This is a genomic window from Mycobacterium sp. TKK-01-0059, assembly GCF_000709305.1.
Taxonomy (GTDB): domain Bacteria; phylum Actinomycetota; class Actinomycetes; order Mycobacteriales; family Mycobacteriaceae; genus Mycobacterium; species Mycobacterium intracellulare.
The window spans coordinates 3,880,907-3,895,190 of the sequence record NZ_KL446993.1 but is presented as its reverse complement, the minus strand read 5'-3'; the positions used below and the strand labels follow the sequence as shown (position 1 = coordinate 3,895,190).

General features: G+C 65.6%; 15 protein-coding genes. 7 read left to right on the top strand and 8 right to left on the bottom strand.

Features of this window, described 5'->3' with window-relative positions:
- Positions 1-97: 97 nt before the first annotated feature.
- Positions 98-1,183 (bottom strand): NAD(P)H-dependent amine dehydrogenase family protein, encoded by a 1,086-nt coding sequence (locus K883_RS18405; RefSeq protein WP_036455157.1) that lies wholly within the window; start codon positions 1,181-1,183, stop codon positions 98-100.
- A 90-nt stretch (positions 1,184-1,273) separates the two neighbouring features.
- On the opposite strand from K883_RS18405, the gene K883_RS18400 reads away from it, so the two are divergent.
- From K883_RS18400 to K883_RS18385, 4 genes are all read left to right on the top strand, one after another.
- Positions 1,274-1,621: an MmpS family transport accessory protein gene (locus tag K883_RS18400; RefSeq protein ID WP_026071561.1), complete on the top strand. Its 348-nt coding sequence runs from the start codon at positions 1,274-1,276 to the stop codon at positions 1,619-1,621.
- Positions 1,622-1,655: 34 nt separating this feature from the next.
- Positions 1,656-2,963: a cytochrome P450 gene (locus tag K883_RS18395; protein WP_036455156.1), complete on the top strand. Its 1,308-nt coding sequence runs from the start codon at positions 1,656-1,658 to the stop codon at positions 2,961-2,963.
- Between the two features lie 122 nt (positions 2,964-3,085).
- Positions 3,086-3,628 (top strand): ester cyclase, encoded by a 543-nt coding sequence (locus K883_RS18390; RefSeq protein WP_008255860.1) that lies wholly within the window; start codon positions 3,086-3,088, stop codon positions 3,626-3,628.
- 78 nt (positions 3,629-3,706) lie between these two features.
- Positions 3,707-4,111 (top strand): septum formation family protein, encoded by a 405-nt coding sequence (locus K883_RS18385; RefSeq protein WP_231504883.1) that lies wholly within the window; start codon positions 3,707-3,709, stop codon positions 4,109-4,111.
- Positions 4,112-4,115: 4 nt separating this feature from the next.
- Here K883_RS18385 and K883_RS18380 read toward each other — a convergent pair whose 3' ends face one another.
- A complete protein-coding gene (locus K883_RS18380; protein ID WP_036455154.1) occupies positions 4,116-5,603 on the bottom strand; it encodes a flavin-containing monooxygenase in 1,488 nt (495 codons plus the stop codon).
- 66 nt (positions 5,604-5,669) lie between these two features.
- Complete coding sequence (locus K883_RS26965) at positions 5,670-5,936, bottom strand: hypothetical protein (RefSeq protein WP_081914384.1); 267 nt, start codon at positions 5,934-5,936, stop codon at positions 5,670-5,672.
- A 220-nt stretch (positions 5,937-6,156) separates the two neighbouring features.
- Between K883_RS26965 and K883_RS18375 the strand changes: the two genes are divergently transcribed.
- Positions 6,157-6,915 (top strand): cutinase family protein, encoded by a 759-nt coding sequence (locus tag K883_RS18375; RefSeq protein ID WP_036455153.1) that lies wholly within the window; start codon positions 6,157-6,159, stop codon positions 6,913-6,915.
- Between the two features lies 1 nt (position 6,916).
- Here K883_RS18375 and K883_RS18370 read toward each other — a convergent pair whose 3' ends face one another.
- Positions 6,917-7,663: an Rv3717 family N-acetylmuramoyl-L-alanine amidase gene (locus K883_RS18370; RefSeq protein WP_036455152.1), complete on the bottom strand. Its 747-nt coding sequence runs from the start codon at positions 7,661-7,663 to the stop codon at positions 6,917-6,919.
- 79 nt (positions 7,664-7,742) lie between these two features.
- Here K883_RS18370 and K883_RS18365 point away from each other — a divergent pair, with 79 nt between their 5' ends.
- Positions 7,743-8,912 carry an acyl-CoA dehydrogenase family protein gene (locus tag K883_RS18365; protein WP_014382357.1) on the top strand — a complete coding sequence of 390 codons (1,170 nt, stop codon included), beginning with the start codon at positions 7,743-7,745 and terminating at the stop codon, positions 8,910-8,912.
- Here the strand turns inward: K883_RS18365 and K883_RS18360 are convergent.
- From K883_RS18360 to K883_RS18350, 3 genes are all read right to left on the bottom strand, one after another.
- Positions 8,892-9,434 carry a TetR/AcrR family transcriptional regulator gene (locus K883_RS18360; RefSeq protein ID WP_172417570.1) on the bottom strand — a complete coding sequence of 181 codons (543 nt, stop codon included), beginning with the start codon at positions 9,432-9,434 and terminating at the stop codon, positions 8,892-8,894. The genes K883_RS18365 and K883_RS18360 overlap by 21 nt on opposite strands.
- A 109-nt stretch (positions 9,435-9,543) precedes the next feature.
- Positions 9,544-10,089, bottom strand: a complete 546-nt coding sequence (locus K883_RS18355) for a carboxymuconolactone decarboxylase family protein (RefSeq protein ID WP_036455151.1) — start codon at positions 10,087-10,089, stop codon at positions 9,544-9,546.
- Positions 10,086-10,607 (bottom strand): carboxymuconolactone decarboxylase family protein, encoded by a 522-nt coding sequence (locus tag K883_RS18350; RefSeq protein WP_225336917.1) that lies wholly within the window; start codon positions 10,605-10,607, stop codon positions 10,086-10,088. Before K883_RS18350 ends, K883_RS18355 begins: the two co-directional genes overlap by 4 nt.
- Positions 10,608-10,951: 344 nt before the next feature.
- Here K883_RS18350 and K883_RS18345 point away from each other — a divergent pair, with 344 nt between their 5' ends.
- Positions 10,952-12,025, top strand: coding sequence for a PDDEXK family nuclease (locus tag K883_RS18345; RefSeq protein WP_231504856.1), 1,074 nt, complete (start codon positions 10,952-10,954; stop codon positions 12,023-12,025).
- An 823-nt stretch (positions 12,026-12,848) separates the two neighbouring features.
- Here K883_RS18345 and K883_RS18340 read toward each other — a convergent pair.
- A complete protein-coding gene (locus K883_RS18340; protein WP_036455150.1) occupies positions 12,849-14,264 on the bottom strand; it encodes a DUF2130 domain-containing protein in 1,416 nt (471 codons plus the stop codon).
- Between the last annotated feature and the right edge of the window lie 20 nt (positions 14,265-14,284).

Sequence of the window (14,284 nt, the reverse complement as noted above, 5' to 3'; positions counted from 1 at the left end):
GTTGTTCGCAGCACCAATTCGCATCCGGCTAGCCGCTATTGTGCCGCCAAATCCTGTATCGCGTGTCGGTGCCGGCTATGTGGCCGCTGTGCGCCGGTCAGCGAATGTTGCCGGCCCCGGCGATGAGTGGCAGGTCGAGCGGGGTGACCCAGCCCGGCCGCAGGTCGTTGACCGCCGGCACGGCGTTGAGGGCCCGCAACCCGGTGGCCAGGCAGCCGGCCGCGGCGGCGTCGCGGCCGGAGCCGTCGGTGAACCGGAACGCGGTCTCCTGGAAGATGCTCGGGGTCCCCTCGATGTCCACGCGGTAGACGTCGTTGTCGTGGCCCCGCGGCCAGTCCGGGGCGGCGTCGAGTCCGATGCGGTTGACGTGCTCGAGCTGGATGCGGGTCTCGCCCTGGTACACGCCGTTGATGGTGAACCGGACGGCGGCGACGTGGCCGGGCTTGATGACGCCGCGGGCCGAGTTGCGCTCCGTCGGTGTCACCCACTTGTCCCAGGTGGTGGTGATCTCGTCGAGCATGATGCCGGCGGCGTGGGCGATCATCGGGACGGTGGCGCCCCACGCGAAGATCAGCATGTCGCGGTCCTGCAGCATCGGCGTGAATTCGGGCTCGCGACCGATGCCCATCTCGAATTCGTAGTCACCCTCGTAGTTGGTGTAGTCCAGCAGTTCCGATGCGCGCACCCGCCGCACCTCCGACGTCAGGCCCATCAGCGTCATCGGGAAGAGGTCGTTGGCGAATCCGGGGTCGATGCCGGTGGTGAAGCAGGACGACTCACCCAGTTCGCAGGCCTCGGTGATCGGCTCGATCCAGTTCGGCGGGTTCAGGTGCATCGTCGGCCACACCCACGGGGTCATGGCCGTCGAGCACACGTCGATGCCGGCCCGCAGGAACCGGGTGATCAGCAGGATGTTCTCTTTGGCGTGCATGGCCGTCGGGCCGTAATGCACCAGCGCATCGGGCTTCAAGGCGATCAGGGCGTCGATGTCGTCGGTCGCGAGAATGCCCACCTTCTCGCCCATTCCGCAAATCTCGCCGACGTCGCGGCCGACCTTGTTCGGGTTGCTGACGCCGACGCCCACCAACTCGAACGAGGGGTGTTTGACGATCTCGGGGATCACCATCTTGCCGACGAAGCCGGTGCCGAACACCACCACGCGCTTTGAGCCGTGTCCCGCCATGCCTTTACGCCACCTTTCCACTCACCAGCCCCCGCTTGGAACTTCACATTAAGCTTCCCTACCGTCGCCCGTGGTGACACGATGCAATTCATGACGAAGCACCTCACCGGACCTGCGATCGTGTTGGCCGTCGGTTTAGGGTTCGCGAATGCCGGCGGCGTGGCCCACGCGCTGCCCCAGATGCCGCAGATCCGCTACGAGGTCAACGGGCCCGCGGTCGCCGAATTCATCTACTACCAAACCGACACCGGGCAGCTGCATCAGGTGAATGCGCCGCTGCCGTGGTCGACGGAGTTCACCGGGTTCGGTGGCGAGGTGTTCACGATCAGCGCGCAGGGGCCCGGCCCCATCTCCTGCAAGATCTTGGTCGACGGCAACGTGGTCAGCGCGGCGACGGCCACGGTCGGCACGCCCGCCCGAACGGTCTGCACCCACTGACCGTGCCGCCCCCGCACGACACGAGGAGGTCTAGGTGAGCCTCAAGACGGGTCCCACAAAGGGCCTGGCGGCGCGGACGAACGGGGCGCCGCCGCCCGAGATCCCGCTGGCCGACATCCACCTCGAGTCGCTGGACTTCTGGGCGCTCGACGACGACGTCCGCGACGGCACCTTCGCCACCCTGCGCCGCGAGGCGCCGATCTCGTTCTGGCCCGCGGTCGAATACGAGGGGTTCGAGCCGGGCAACGGGCACTGGGCGCTGACCAAGCATGACGACGTGTATTTCGCGAGCCGTCATCCCGACATCTTCAGCTCCAGCCCCAACATCACGATCAACGACAACACCCCGGAGATCAGCGAGTACTTCGGCTCGATGATCGTGCTCGACGATCCGCGGCACCAGCGGCTGCGCTCGATCGTCAGTCGCGCGTTCACCCCGAAAGTGGTGGCGCGCATCGAGGCGTCGGTGCGCGAGCGGGCCCGCCGGCTGGTCGCCTCGCTGATCGCGAACCATCCCGACGGGGAGGCCGAGCTGGTCGGCGAGCTCGCCGGTCCGCTGCCGCTGCAGGTCATCTGCGACATGATGGGCATCCCGGAGGAGGACCATCAGCGAATCTTCCACTGGACCAACGTGATTCTCGGGTTCGGCGACCCGGATTTGGCCACGGACTTCGGGGAGTTCCTCCAGGTGTCGATGGACATCGGCGCCTACGCCAGCGCGCTCGCCGAGGACCGGCGATCCAATCACCACGACGATCTGACCACCAGCCTGGTGGAGGCCGAGGTCGACGGGGAACGGCTCACGTCGGCCGAGATCGCGTCGTTCTTCATCCTGCTCGTGGTGGCCGGCAACGAGACGACGCGCAATGCGATCAGCCACGGCGTGCTGGCGCTGTCGCGCTACCCCGCCGAGCGGGACAAGTGGTGGTCCAACTTCGACCGCCTGACGCCCACCGCCGTCGAGGAGATCGTGCGCTGGGCGTCCCCGGTGATCTACATGCGCCGCACGCTGACCCGGGACTTCAAGCTGTCCGGCACCAAGATGAAGTCCGGCGACAAGGTCACGCTGTGGTACAACTCGGCCAATCGCGACGAGTCGACGTTCGACAATCCCTGGCTTTTCGACGTCGCGCGCACCCCCAATCCCCATTTCGGCTTCGGCGGCGGGGGCGCGCATTTCTGCCTGGGCGCCAACCTGGCCCGTCGCGAAATCCGGGTGGTCTTCGACGAATTGCGCCGCGAGATCCCCGACATCGTCGCGACGGACGAGCCCGCGCGGCTGCTGTCGCAGTTCATCCACGGCATCAAGACCCTGCCGGTTGCCTGGACTCCCCCGCGGTAGGTCGCCTCTAATCGCGAGTTCTCGCACCTCTTCTCGCGATCAGACGCAGAATCGCACGATATCGCGTGCCGCCGTGCGATTCTGCGTCTGCTCGCCGAGGAGCGCGGGCTTACGCTGACCACGTGACCATCCCCGCGTTCCCGCCCCCCGAGGTGCTGGCCGCGCGCCAGAAGCTCGTGCTCGACCACTTTCATGACGAGGTCCGCCAGGCCTGGGACGACGTCCTGGCGACGTTCCCGCATCCGCGCTACGAGTTGATCCCCCAGATGCTCGTGCACGACGGCGACGCGGCGGTGCGCGGCTACTACACCGAGACCCGCACGGCGTTTCCCGACCAGGATCACGAGATCATCGCGCTGCGGCACAGCGCCGACGCGGTGATCGTCGAATTCTGGCTGATGGGCACCCACCGCGGCTACCTGGGCAAGGTCCCGCCGACCGGCAGCCGATTCCGTGTCCGCATGACCGCCTACTTCGTCTTCGACGACACCGAAACCCTTGTCTGCGAACGCATTTACTTCGACAGCCTGACCATGGTCAAACAGCTCCTGGGCGGGCTGGACATGAGGAAGCCGGCGAACTGGTGGCTGGCCGCGCGCTGCGTGCGCGGGTTCCTATCGATGTCGTCGGGAAAACCGGACCCGGCGCTGACCAACACCTCCTAAACTCCACCGCTAAGAGCAAGGGAGGCTGCGATGCGCACTTCACCCCTTCACCCGGTGGGCGTGCTCGTCGTCGCGGCCATGCTGGGTCCCTGCGCCGCCGCCATCGCCGCTCCGCTGCCGCCCGGTCCGCACACCGAGAAATGGATCGACCTGCGGGCCGGTGAGTGCGTGGCCGACCTGCCGCCGGCCGACGGCAGCCGCGTCGACGTCACCGTCGTCGACTGTGCGACAGCACATTTGGCCGAGGTGTATCTGCGCGCCCCGATGGCCGTCGACACCGCCATCGCCGCCGTCGCCAACAAGGACTGCGCCGCCGGACTCGCCCCCTACACCGGGCAATCCGTTGACGCCGGCCGGTTTTCGATCACCTATCTGATCGACTCGAACCAGGACCGCACCGGCGCCAACCCCACCCCGAGCACCGTCATCTGCTTGCTGCAGTCCGCCAACGGGCAACCGTTGACCGGATCCGCGCGCCGCTGAGGCGCTAGGCGATCACGTAGTCGCTGAGCGGGAAGGTCTGCGCTTCGCGCACCGAATTGAGCGTCGACGTCGGCCGCAGCAGCGACGCCTCACCGCTGGGGCTGAAATAGTACGACCGCGACGTGGCGCAGTCGCCGCTGTAGAACACCGAACTGTCCAGCAGTTTGGTCATCCGCTCCATGAACCGGTCGTTGGCTTCCTCGGTCACCTCGAAGGTCGTCGCGCCCCGGCGCTTGACCTCGCCGAGCAGCCGGTCCATGTGCCGCATCTGGTATTCGATGGTGTGGAAGAAGGACAGTCCGGAGAAGGCGAACGGGCTCGCCAGGCCCAGATAGTTCGGGAAGTACGGCACGGAGACGCCCTGGTAGGCCTGGAACCTGGTCTCGCGCCACCACTTACCGAGATTGCGGCCCTTGCGGCCGATCACCTCGATGGCCGGGAAGTTGGCCTCCCACAGGTCGAAACCGGTCGCCAGGACCAGGGTGTCGATGACGGTCTTGCGCCCGTCGGTGGTGACGATGCCGTCCGGCTCGATCCGCGCGATCGAGTTGGTCTCCAGGTGCACGTGCGGCTTGGCGAACGCGGGATAAAAGGTGTTGGACAGGGTGGGCCGCTTGCAGCCGCAGTCGTAGTCCGGGGTGAACTTGGCCCGCAGATCCTTGTCCCGGATCCACCGGAATCGGTTGATCTTGGCCAGGTCGGCGGCCGAAATGTTGCCGCGCCCCCGCGATTCCCGATAGTGCAGCGCCCCGACGACCATGATGATTTCCAAGATGACGTCGGTGACCCACCGCAACGCGCGCTGCGACGCCGGCAGCCGGGCGAACAGGCGTCGCACCGCCTGCGGGAACTCGAAGTCGGGCTTGGGCATGATGTGGGTCGCGGTGCGCTGGTAGACGGTCAGCTCACCGGCCTGCTTGGCCAGCTCGGGAATGAGCTGAACCGCCGACGCGCCGGTCCCGATGACCGCGATGCGGCGGCCCGTGTAGTCGTAGTCGTGGTCCCACGCGGTGGTGTGGACGATCTTGCCCTCGAAGCCGGTGATGCCCGGAATGTCCGGCAGGCGCGGCTGGGACAGGAAGCCGGTCGCGGTGATCAGGAAGCGGGTGGTCAGGTTTTCGCCGCCGGCCAGCGCCACCCGCCAGACCTCGGCGTCCTCGTCCCACTCGGCGCCTTCGACGGTGGTGTTGAACCGCATGTGGCGGCGCACGTCGTACTTGTCGGCGACGTCGGCGGCGTAGGTCTTGACCTCGGCGCCCGGCGCAAACAACCGTGACCACCCGGGGTTGGGCTCGAACCAGTACGAGTACGTGGTGGAGGGGATGTCGACGGCGATGCCCGGGTAGTGATTGACATGCCAGGTGCCGCCCAGGTCATCCTCTCGGTCGAGGATGACGAAGTTCTCAAAACCGAGGCGCTTGAGCTGAATTGCGGCGCCGATGCCGCCGAAACCTGCGCCTATGATGATCGCGTCGAAACGGTCCGTTTTCACAGCCTTGCTCCGTGCTACCTGTTTCCATACTTAACGAATCATAAGCTTTCCCTAAGATACGTCACTCTAATAGGGCGCCACGCCGAGCGCACCTGAGCGTTGCCCGTATGTGACCATGCCGACACCTGTGCGCCCGCTCAGCATTTTCGGCTCACGCGGAAACCAATTCGCCGCACCGACGTCCTCATCGCGGGGCCGGAGGCAATCCCATTCGTTCCCGCGTGGGTTGCGTCGCGCGCACGGGTCGTCGTCGCGGCCCGACGTCACCGAGTGGTGTTGAACGGAAAAGAGATCGAAGGTTACGCCGCCGAAACCCGTTTCGTCCGTTGCCATGTCGCCGCCCCTCTGATTGGCAGAGTCCCGCGATCTGCGGCTACCCTCGACAGACGAAATCAAACGACGGCTTAAAGTGTTTTCTGGTAACCAGATGCGCACTGGCCGCGTCGGTCCGATGGAGGCGACGGAGCCGCTATCCACCGCATGCCGGCGCGCACCGGTATACAGGAAAACATCACGAAACGGTCGGCAAGTTGACAGTTTGGGAGGGGCTCGCATGGGCACGTTGGACGGCATGATCGTGCGTCGAATTGTTCGTTCTTTTGGTCCAGCAGTAGTTGTCGCCGCATCGGGCATGGCCGCCTCGGCCGTCTCCGGTTCCCTCATCCCCACCGCCGCCGCCCAGTGCCCCGACGTGCAAGTGGTCTTCGCCCGCGGCACCGGCGAAGAACCCGGCGTCGGCCCCACCGGCCAAGCCTTCGTCGACGCCCTACACCAACGCGTCGGCGACCGCTCCTTCGACGTCTACCCCGTCAACTACCCCGCCACCGACCAATGGGACACCGGCATCGACGGCATCCGCGACGCCGGCGCCCACGTCGTGTCCATGGCCCATGACTGCCCCAACACCAAAATGGTCCTCGGCGGCTACTCCCAAGGCGCCGCCGTCATGGGCTTTGTCACCTCCGCCGCCGTCCCCGAAGGCATCGACCCCGCCACCGTCCCCAAACCGCTGTCCCCCGACGTCGCCAACCACGTCTCCTCGGTCGTGCTCTTCGGCATGCCCAACGTGCGCGCCATGAACTTCCTCGGCGAACCCCCCGTCGTCATCGGACCCGCCTACCAAGGCAAAACCCTCAAAGTCTGCGCCACCGAAGACCCCGTCTGCTCCGACGGCATGAACTTCGCCGCCCACAACACCTACGCCGACGACGGCTCCATCATCGACAAAGGCGTCGCCTTCGCCTCCAGCCACCTCGGCCTCGGCGGGCCCGCCCCGGCGCCGCCACCCGCGAGCGGAGGCTTCGGCAGCTGAGTCAGCCGGCCTTGGCGCTGAGGAAGGCGACGATCCCCCGGGTAACCGCGGCGGCGTAGGCCGCCCGGCCGTCCGCGCTTTCCATCCGCGCGGCGTCGCCCGCGTTTTTCATGTTGCCGAGTTCGACCAGCACCGCCGGGTATTGGGCCAGGTTCAGCCCGGCGAGGTCGTCGCGGCCGTACAAGCCGTCGGAGCCGATGTAGTTCGCCGGCTGTAATCCCGACTGGGCCAAGGCATCCCGCATCGCGTGGGCCAGCTGCACGGCGGGCCCGGTCTGAACATCGTTGAGTGGCGGGCTGGAGTAGTTGACGTGGAATCCGCTGCCCGACGGCGGTCCCCCGTCGGCGTGGATGCTCACGATCGCGTCCGGGCGCATGGCGTTGGCCGCCGCCGCGCGCTGGTCGATGCACGGGCCGACGCCGCCGTCGCTGTCGCGCGAGAGCTGGGTGCGAACGCCCATCTGGTTCAACTGGTCGGCGATCAGCCCCACCACCGCCCAGGTGAACGCGTGCTCGGGATAGCCGTCGCCGGCCGCGGCGCCCGAGGTCTGGCACGGCTTGCTGCCGCCGCGACCGTTGGGCACCTGCTGGTTGATCGAGGCGTCGTTGACGGCGTTATGGCCGGGATCGAGGAAGACCGACATCCCGGCGACACCGGCGGCCGCGCGCGGGGCGGGCAGGACGGCGGCGGCGCCGAGGATCGCCGGCAGGACACCGGCGATCTTCAGGACGTCGCGGCGTGATCGCATCCCGCCCGGGCGATCGCTCACCGGGCGATGGTAACAACCGGCGCCGTTACATACTAAAAAGTATGTTACGGTCGTCGGCATGTCCGTGGTCGACAGCCGTCCCCTGCACGGCATCACCGACGAATTCGTGGCGCGGCTGGCCGAGCGCGCCGAGGAGGCCGAGCGGTTGCGGCGCCTCCCCGCAGCGACGGTGAGCGATTTCCGGCAGACCGAGCTGTTCCGCCTGTTGCTGCCGGCGCGGTTCGGCGGGCTGCAGGCCTCGTTTCCCGAACTGCTGCAACCGATTCGGCGGATGGCGCACGGCTGCGCCTCGAGCGCCTGGACGTTGGGTTTCTACGCGCTGCACAACTGGATGCTGTCGTTATTCGATCCGCGGGCGCAGGAGGAGGTGTTCGCGTCCGGACCGGTGCTGGCGCCGGCTCCCCTGGCCCCGACCGGCCGCGGCGTCCCGGCCGACGGCGGGGTGCGGGTGACCGGCAGATGGGCGTGGGCGACGGGGGCGATGGACGCCGATTGGATGATCGTCGGCGCGCTGATCGAGCGCGCGGACGGGATCGACCCGGTGCTCGTCGTGCTGCCCGCCGACCGGGTCGAGGTCGTCGACACCTGGCACACGGCCGGCATGCGCGGCACCGGTTCGCACGACCTGGTCGTCGACGACGTGTTCGTGCCCGAGCACCGACTGGTCGCGGTGGCTGACATCTACGGCGGCACCGCACCGGGCGCGCTGGCGCACGGGGTGCCGACGTACCGGTGGCCGATGGTGCCCGCGCTGGCGCTGACGGCGTCGATGCCCGTGCTCGGGGCGGCGGAACGGGTGACCGAGCTGTTCGCCGAGCGCCTCGGCGGGCGGGTGCTGGCCTACAGCGGGGTGGCGCAAAAGGATCAGCCCGCTGCGCAGATCCGGCTCGGCGAGGCGCGGGTGCGGCTGAGCGCGCTGCGGGCGTTGATCGCGGCGACCGCCGACGAGATCGAGGCGATCGTGGTGAGCGGCGGGCGGGTGAGCCGGTCGGTGCGCGCCGATGCCCGGCTGGCGGCCGCGCGCACGGTGCACGAGTGCCGGGCGATCATCGCCGATCTGCTGGAGGCGGCCGGCGCCAGCGCTCATTTCCTGTCGAGCCCGTTGCAGCGCGCCAAACGTGATGTGGACATCGCCGCGGGGCATGTGGTGTTCGACTACGACACGAGCCGAGAGTTGGCCGGGGCGTTGGCGATTGGCGCGAAGATCTCACCCATCGCCATGATCTGAGCCGGCGGTCCCCGCCTCGCCCAGCATCACGGCCAGGAATCGTTCTCGCTGGGACAGCGATTGGGCCTGCTCGGCCGAGCTGGTGAGGTGCAGCAGGCCGATTCCCGCGGCGAAGGTCAACTCCGCGCGCAGTTTGGCGTCCTCGAAGCTGAACCCGTAGTCGCAGTAGGCCTTGACCACGGTGCGCAGCAAGAGCCGGTCCGCCGCGCGGATGTTTTCGGCCGCGACCGGGTCCAGGCGGGCCCATTCGCGCATCGCCCGCTCGAGCATCCAGTACTGGGGGCTGACCAGCGTGCGCGTGAGGGCCAACAGGCGCTCCCGGGGTGGCAGCTCGTCGAGCTTGGACAGCGCCTGGCGGTCGCGTTCGAGGAATTTGTTCCAGGATTCGACGAGCGCGGCCCGGTAGTGGTCGATGTCCTCGAAGTGCCAGTAGAAGCTGCCACGCGTGACACCGGCCTGCTGGCACAAACGCTCGACTTTGAGTGCGCGCACACCCTCTTCGGCCAGCACGGTGTAGCCCACCTCGAGCCAGTCCTCGGCCGACAGGCGGGTCGACGGCTGCTTTCGCACCACCACACCGTGGACATTACGGGAAGGCCGATTGGGCTGGTGGGGGAACCGCAGGCCACCGTCATTTTGTCGGCGGTATCGGCAGTCGGGCGGTCTCGTCGAGGTCCACGTCGAGCGCGTTGAGCATCAGCGCCAGGCCCGCGTAGCGGTTGATGACCATCAACGCCTCCATGGTGGCCTCCGAGCCGAGAGCTTGGTGCACTTCGCCGAAAAGCTCGGCCGCGACGCGGCGGGTGGTGACCAGCTCGGTGGTCAGGCGCAGGACGGCCAGCTCGGTGGGGTCGAAATCGCCGTTTTGCCAACCGGATTCGGAGGTCAGCGCGGCGATGCTGACGCTGCTTAGGCCGACCGCTTGGGCGATGTCTTTGTGTTGGCCGAGCTCGTAGGCGCAGTCCATGAGATACGCGGTGCGCAGGACGATGAGTTCGCGCAGCCGTCTCGGCAGCACCGGGCTGGTCAGGGCGGCGTCGCCGGCCACCATCCAGCGGGTGAACACCTTCTCGGCGTTGGCCAGCGCGCGGTAGACGTTGAGATTGCCCCGCCGCGCGGTCAATTCGCGGGCGAGTTCGGTCATGTCCTCGGGGTCGCGGTACGGGATGCGGGTCATGCGGGGGCGTCGATGTCGAGGTCGACGGCGTTGAGCACCAGCGCCAGGCCGTAGTAGCAGCTGACGATCATCAGCATCTCGGTGAGCGCCTCGTCGCCGAGGAGTTTGTGGGCTTGGGCGAACGAGCCGTCGCTTAGTCGGCGGGTGGTGCACAGCTCGGTGACGGTGTCGATGACGAGGCGCTCGTCGGCGCCGAACCCGGCGTCGTCGAGGGTCGCCTTGTCCTGGAGGGCATCGATCTGTTGGTCGGTCAGTCCTGCCTTTCGGGCGAAGACCACGTGCTGGGCGAGCTCGTAGGGCGACTCCTGCAGGTGGCCGACCCGCAGGATGATCACTTCGCGCATCCGCGGGGTGAACGTCGGGCTGTCGAAAAGCTCTCCGGCCATCCGCGCCCACTCTTCGAACACGTTGGGGGCGTTGGCGATCAGGCGCAGCACGTCGAGGGTGCCGGGGCGTTCGAGGAGCTCTTTGATGCGTTCGGGTTGCTCGTCTGCGTTGGCGAGCGGCATGCGGGTCACGCGTTCTCCTTTGACCGGGGGTTCCTCGACTGTAGTGAACACCGCGGTTGGGAAGTACAAAGCGCTGCTGACAATTGCTAGCTCATGCGCGATCGCTTGCGGGATTCACACACGTTCTCGGCACCGCTTGGGTTGAGGTGACCTCGCCAAGCGGCACTGGCTGCCGCAGCTCCCGATTGGCCCAATAACGGGGGGGTGGCAGCGAGCGCCGCCGCAGTGTGAGCTCATGTTTTCGTAATGGTTGGCGTCGGTGTGCGCATTGCCCGGCCGTCGTCTGCCCGATGGCCTGTGCGATGGGCAGGGAGCATCGACAGTAGTGCTGGCAGTAATGCCACACTGACGGCATGCAGTCCGACATGTTGATGTTCACGGTCGCGAGCCTGGATGCGGAGTGTGTGCCCATGCCATCGCGCCGACTTGCCGAGATGGGAATCCTCGAGCCCGTTCACCTTGAACGCTGGATCACCGACCACCCTGAGGTACTGGGCGATCAAGTGAAGATCGTGACCACGCAGTACGACAAGTGGTCGTCGGATTCTGGCGACATGGCCAGGGAGCGCCTCGACATCCTCGGTCTGGACAGCTCCGGGCAACTGGTCGTGGTCGAACTCAAGCGAGGCACCGATTCTCGTATCCACCTACAAGCCATCACATATGCGGCGCTCGTGGCCGGCTTCAACAAAGACACTCTGGCCGATGCCCACGCGGACTACCTCAACCGTGTTGCAACCGAGCCGGTTTCGACAGCAGAGGCGCTAGCTCAGCTCGAAGACCATGTTGACGGCGCCTGGGAAAACGACATCCTCACGGTCCCGAAGATCATCTTGCTTGCCGAGGATTTCACTGCGCAGACGTACACCACCGTGTCCTGGCTGTCGAACCTGGCCCGCAATCTCACCATTGAGTTGCACACCGTCAACGCATTCCTGATGGATGGACCGACAGCACCACAGATCTGCATCGTGTTTCGGCGACTATACCCAGCAGTTGACCCGACCACCCGTGTGCTAACACCTGGGATTGTCTCAGCTTCAGCCGATTCCGTCGCAACTAAGATCGCCGAGAAGAAGCGACGGATCCGCTCCACCTACCTGCTCTACGAATCGAATACCGTCCCCGAGGGAGCGCAGGTCGACCTCGATCTGCACACCTGGATCAACGCCGAACTCGCCCAACAGGTCAACCAGTGGGTCGCAGACGATCCGCGGCGAGGCCAGGCTACGTGGGTCAAGCACCGCGACCGGCCCCTGCAATGGGCAGCCGACCCAGGCGACGACACGACATTCACACCCACGACCTTGGCCAAGAAGATCGTGCAAGAAGCCACCGGCATCACGCTCGACGCGATCCCCGGCGCAGACGTCTGGTACTACCAGGGTCAATCGCTGGCGAGCCTTGCCACTCTTGCCGAGTCCTAGTGGCCAGGGCTGTCCACTCTGGCAATGCCGGGCCAAATCGCCGAGAAGGACCACATCGAATTGCCGAAAAATTCAAGCGGCACAACGTGTTTTGTTAACTTCGATGCTCGACTGGAGTACCGCGCCCCGTTGGGGCGGCTACCACTGTTGGCCGCACTTGGCGCAAACCCAGTCCCACGGTTCTTCGCAGCAGCCCATTGACTCCATCCACGGCAGGTCCGCCGACGAAGGAAGCATCCCGTACACCGCTGAGAGCGCACTGTGAGCTGAGCACGACGGACAGCGCGGATGAAGACTCAGACGAAAATCCAGCAAGCTGGTGAACCGACCGTGACTCATCGTGTCGTGGCATGAATCGCAAAGCACCCCAGGCTGATCCGAGGGAAATGACCTCAGAGACAAGGCAGTCTAACGTTTTTCTGCTCGGCCGAGTAAGCGACACGCCCCTGCCCGGCTTCACGTTCGGTAATCAGTTCCGCCAGGTGCAACGGGTTTCGTGGATCCATCGGTGGATCGATGGTGTGAATGTGCAATCGATCGCGGGCATCTTCTCGTGTCAAGCCGATCCGGCGCTCACACGCTGGTCGCAATCAAATTTGCCATCTCGCTCGCGAAAGCCCTTGCTGGCCTATTGAAGTACCTATTCAGGACGCTCAATAACATGGCAGGGATTTGTCGCCACTGGCGCTAAGATCAACGGTCAGGTTTGGTACCGGTGGTTTCGGTCCAGCCTCCCCCAGAGGAACTGACAGCCTCCTTCCAGGCACTAACAGGGAGGTGCCCCTCGGCCTGTGAAGGCTGGGGGCACCTTCAAACGGATCGGTCAGGCGGCCCCAGACTCCGATGGCGATTCGAGTTCGGCGAACTTGGCCTTCATCGTCTCGTTACCACGGGTTAGCTTCTTGACGGTGAGGGCAGTCGCCTTGTCGTTGGCGAGCCGAAGGTTGTTCTCGGAGCCGAGTAGTGCGTCCTTCACCTTCTGGAGGCGATCGATAGCGGTGTCGATCTCCTTGATGGCGGTATCGAACTTGCGCTTCGCAAGGTCGTAGTTCCTGCCGAATGCCGACTTAAACCCTTCGAGTTCGGCCTCGAAGCTGGTGATGTCGATGTTCTGCTTCTTCACCTGCTCCAGCTCGGCCTTGACCACGATGGTCTGCTGAGTGGCATTGCGCAGCAGGGCGATAATGGCGAGGAAGAACTGCGGCCGGACGACGAACATCTTCGGGTACACGTGGGAGACGTCAGTGATGCCGGTGTACAGCTCGGAGTCTTCTTCGAGCATGGATACGAGGACGGCGTATTCGCAGCCCTTCTCCCGCCTGTCCTTGTCGAGTTTGGCGAGGAAGTCGGCATTCTTCTTCTTGTTCGACGAGGCGTCCGCCTCGTTCTTCATTTCGAACATGATCGAGATGTACTCGACCCCGTCGTCGCTGAAGTCTCGGAAGACGTAGTCGCCCTTAGTTCCGCTAGATGCGTCGTTGTCCTTGCCGAACTCGGCGTTCGGGAAGGCGAGCGCCCGCACCCGGTTGAACTCGGTCTCGCAGTGTTGCTCAAGGTCCTCACCGAGCAGCTTCACGGAAAGCTTGGCCTTCATGTCCTTGAGGCGCTCGATGAGGTCATCCTTGAGCGCGACGTCCTTGGAGTGACTCTCCTTGAGCGCTGCCTCGGTGACCTTCTGCTCGGCCTTTAGGAGGGCGAGCTTGTTCTCGGCCTGGTCGAGCTTGTGCTGCACCACCGAGACGGCTTTTGTGAGGACAAGTTCCTGTGTCGTGCTGGCCTTTTCGAGTTGGGCCTTCAGGCGCTGGATCTCCGCGTCCTTCTCGGCGGCAGTCTTCTGCGCCTTCTCGCCGGCCTTGGCGATCGCGAGTTCCTGTGCTGCGTCAGCACTTTCCAGCTCTGCTTTGAGACGTTCGATCTGAGCGACCTTGACGCCGAGGGCTTTCTGCGCCTCTTCAGCGGCCTTCGCGATTGCGAGCGCCTGCGCCGTGCTCGCCGCGTCGACCTCGTTCTGAAGTCGCTGAATGTCAGCGTCCTTCTGCGCGGCAGCCTGCTGCGCCTGCTGAGCGACCTCCGCCTTGGCGAGCTCAATCTCGACACTCTTGGCCTTCTCGACCTCAGCGAGCCGCGCGTGGAGTTCTTTCTCGAACTCCACCGTGCGCACCTGCTGCATGAGGCTGGCGTAATCTGCCTCGTCAATGGTGAATACGGTTCCGCAGCACGGGCATTTGATTTCGTTCACTGGCTACCTCCTTCCATGTC

Coding starts and splice junctions, on each gene's coding strand:
- K883_RS18405 (WP_036455157.1), bottom strand. CDS start 1,183: ATGGCGGGACACGGCTCAAAGCGCGTGGTGGTGTTCGGCACCGGCTTC.
- K883_RS18400 (WP_026071561.1), top strand. CDS start 1,274: ATGACGAAGCACCTCACCGGACCTGCGATCGTGTTGGCCGTCGGTTTA.
- K883_RS18385 (WP_231504883.1), top strand. CDS start 3,707: ATGCTGGGTCCCTGCGCCGCCGCCATCGCCGCTCCGCTGCCGCCCGGT.
- K883_RS26965 (WP_081914384.1), bottom strand. CDS start 5,936: ATGGCAACGGACGAAACGGGTTTCGGCGGCGTAACCTTCGATCTCTTT.
- K883_RS18375 (WP_036455153.1), top strand. CDS start 6,157: ATGGGCACGTTGGACGGCATGATCGTGCGTCGAATTGTTCGTTCTTTT.
- K883_RS18370 (WP_036455152.1), bottom strand. CDS start 7,663: ATGCGATCACGCCGCGACGTCCTGAAGATCGCCGGTGTCCTGCCGGCG.
- K883_RS18365 (WP_014382357.1), top strand. CDS start 7,743: ATGTCCGTGGTCGACAGCCGTCCCCTGCACGGCATCACCGACGAATTC.
- K883_RS18355 (WP_036455151.1), bottom strand. CDS start 10,089: ATGACCCGCATCCCGTACCGCGACCCCGAGGACATGACCGAACTCGCC.
- K883_RS18345 (WP_231504856.1), top strand. CDS start 10,952: ATGCAGTCCGACATGTTGATGTTCACGGTCGCGAGCCTGGATGCGGAG.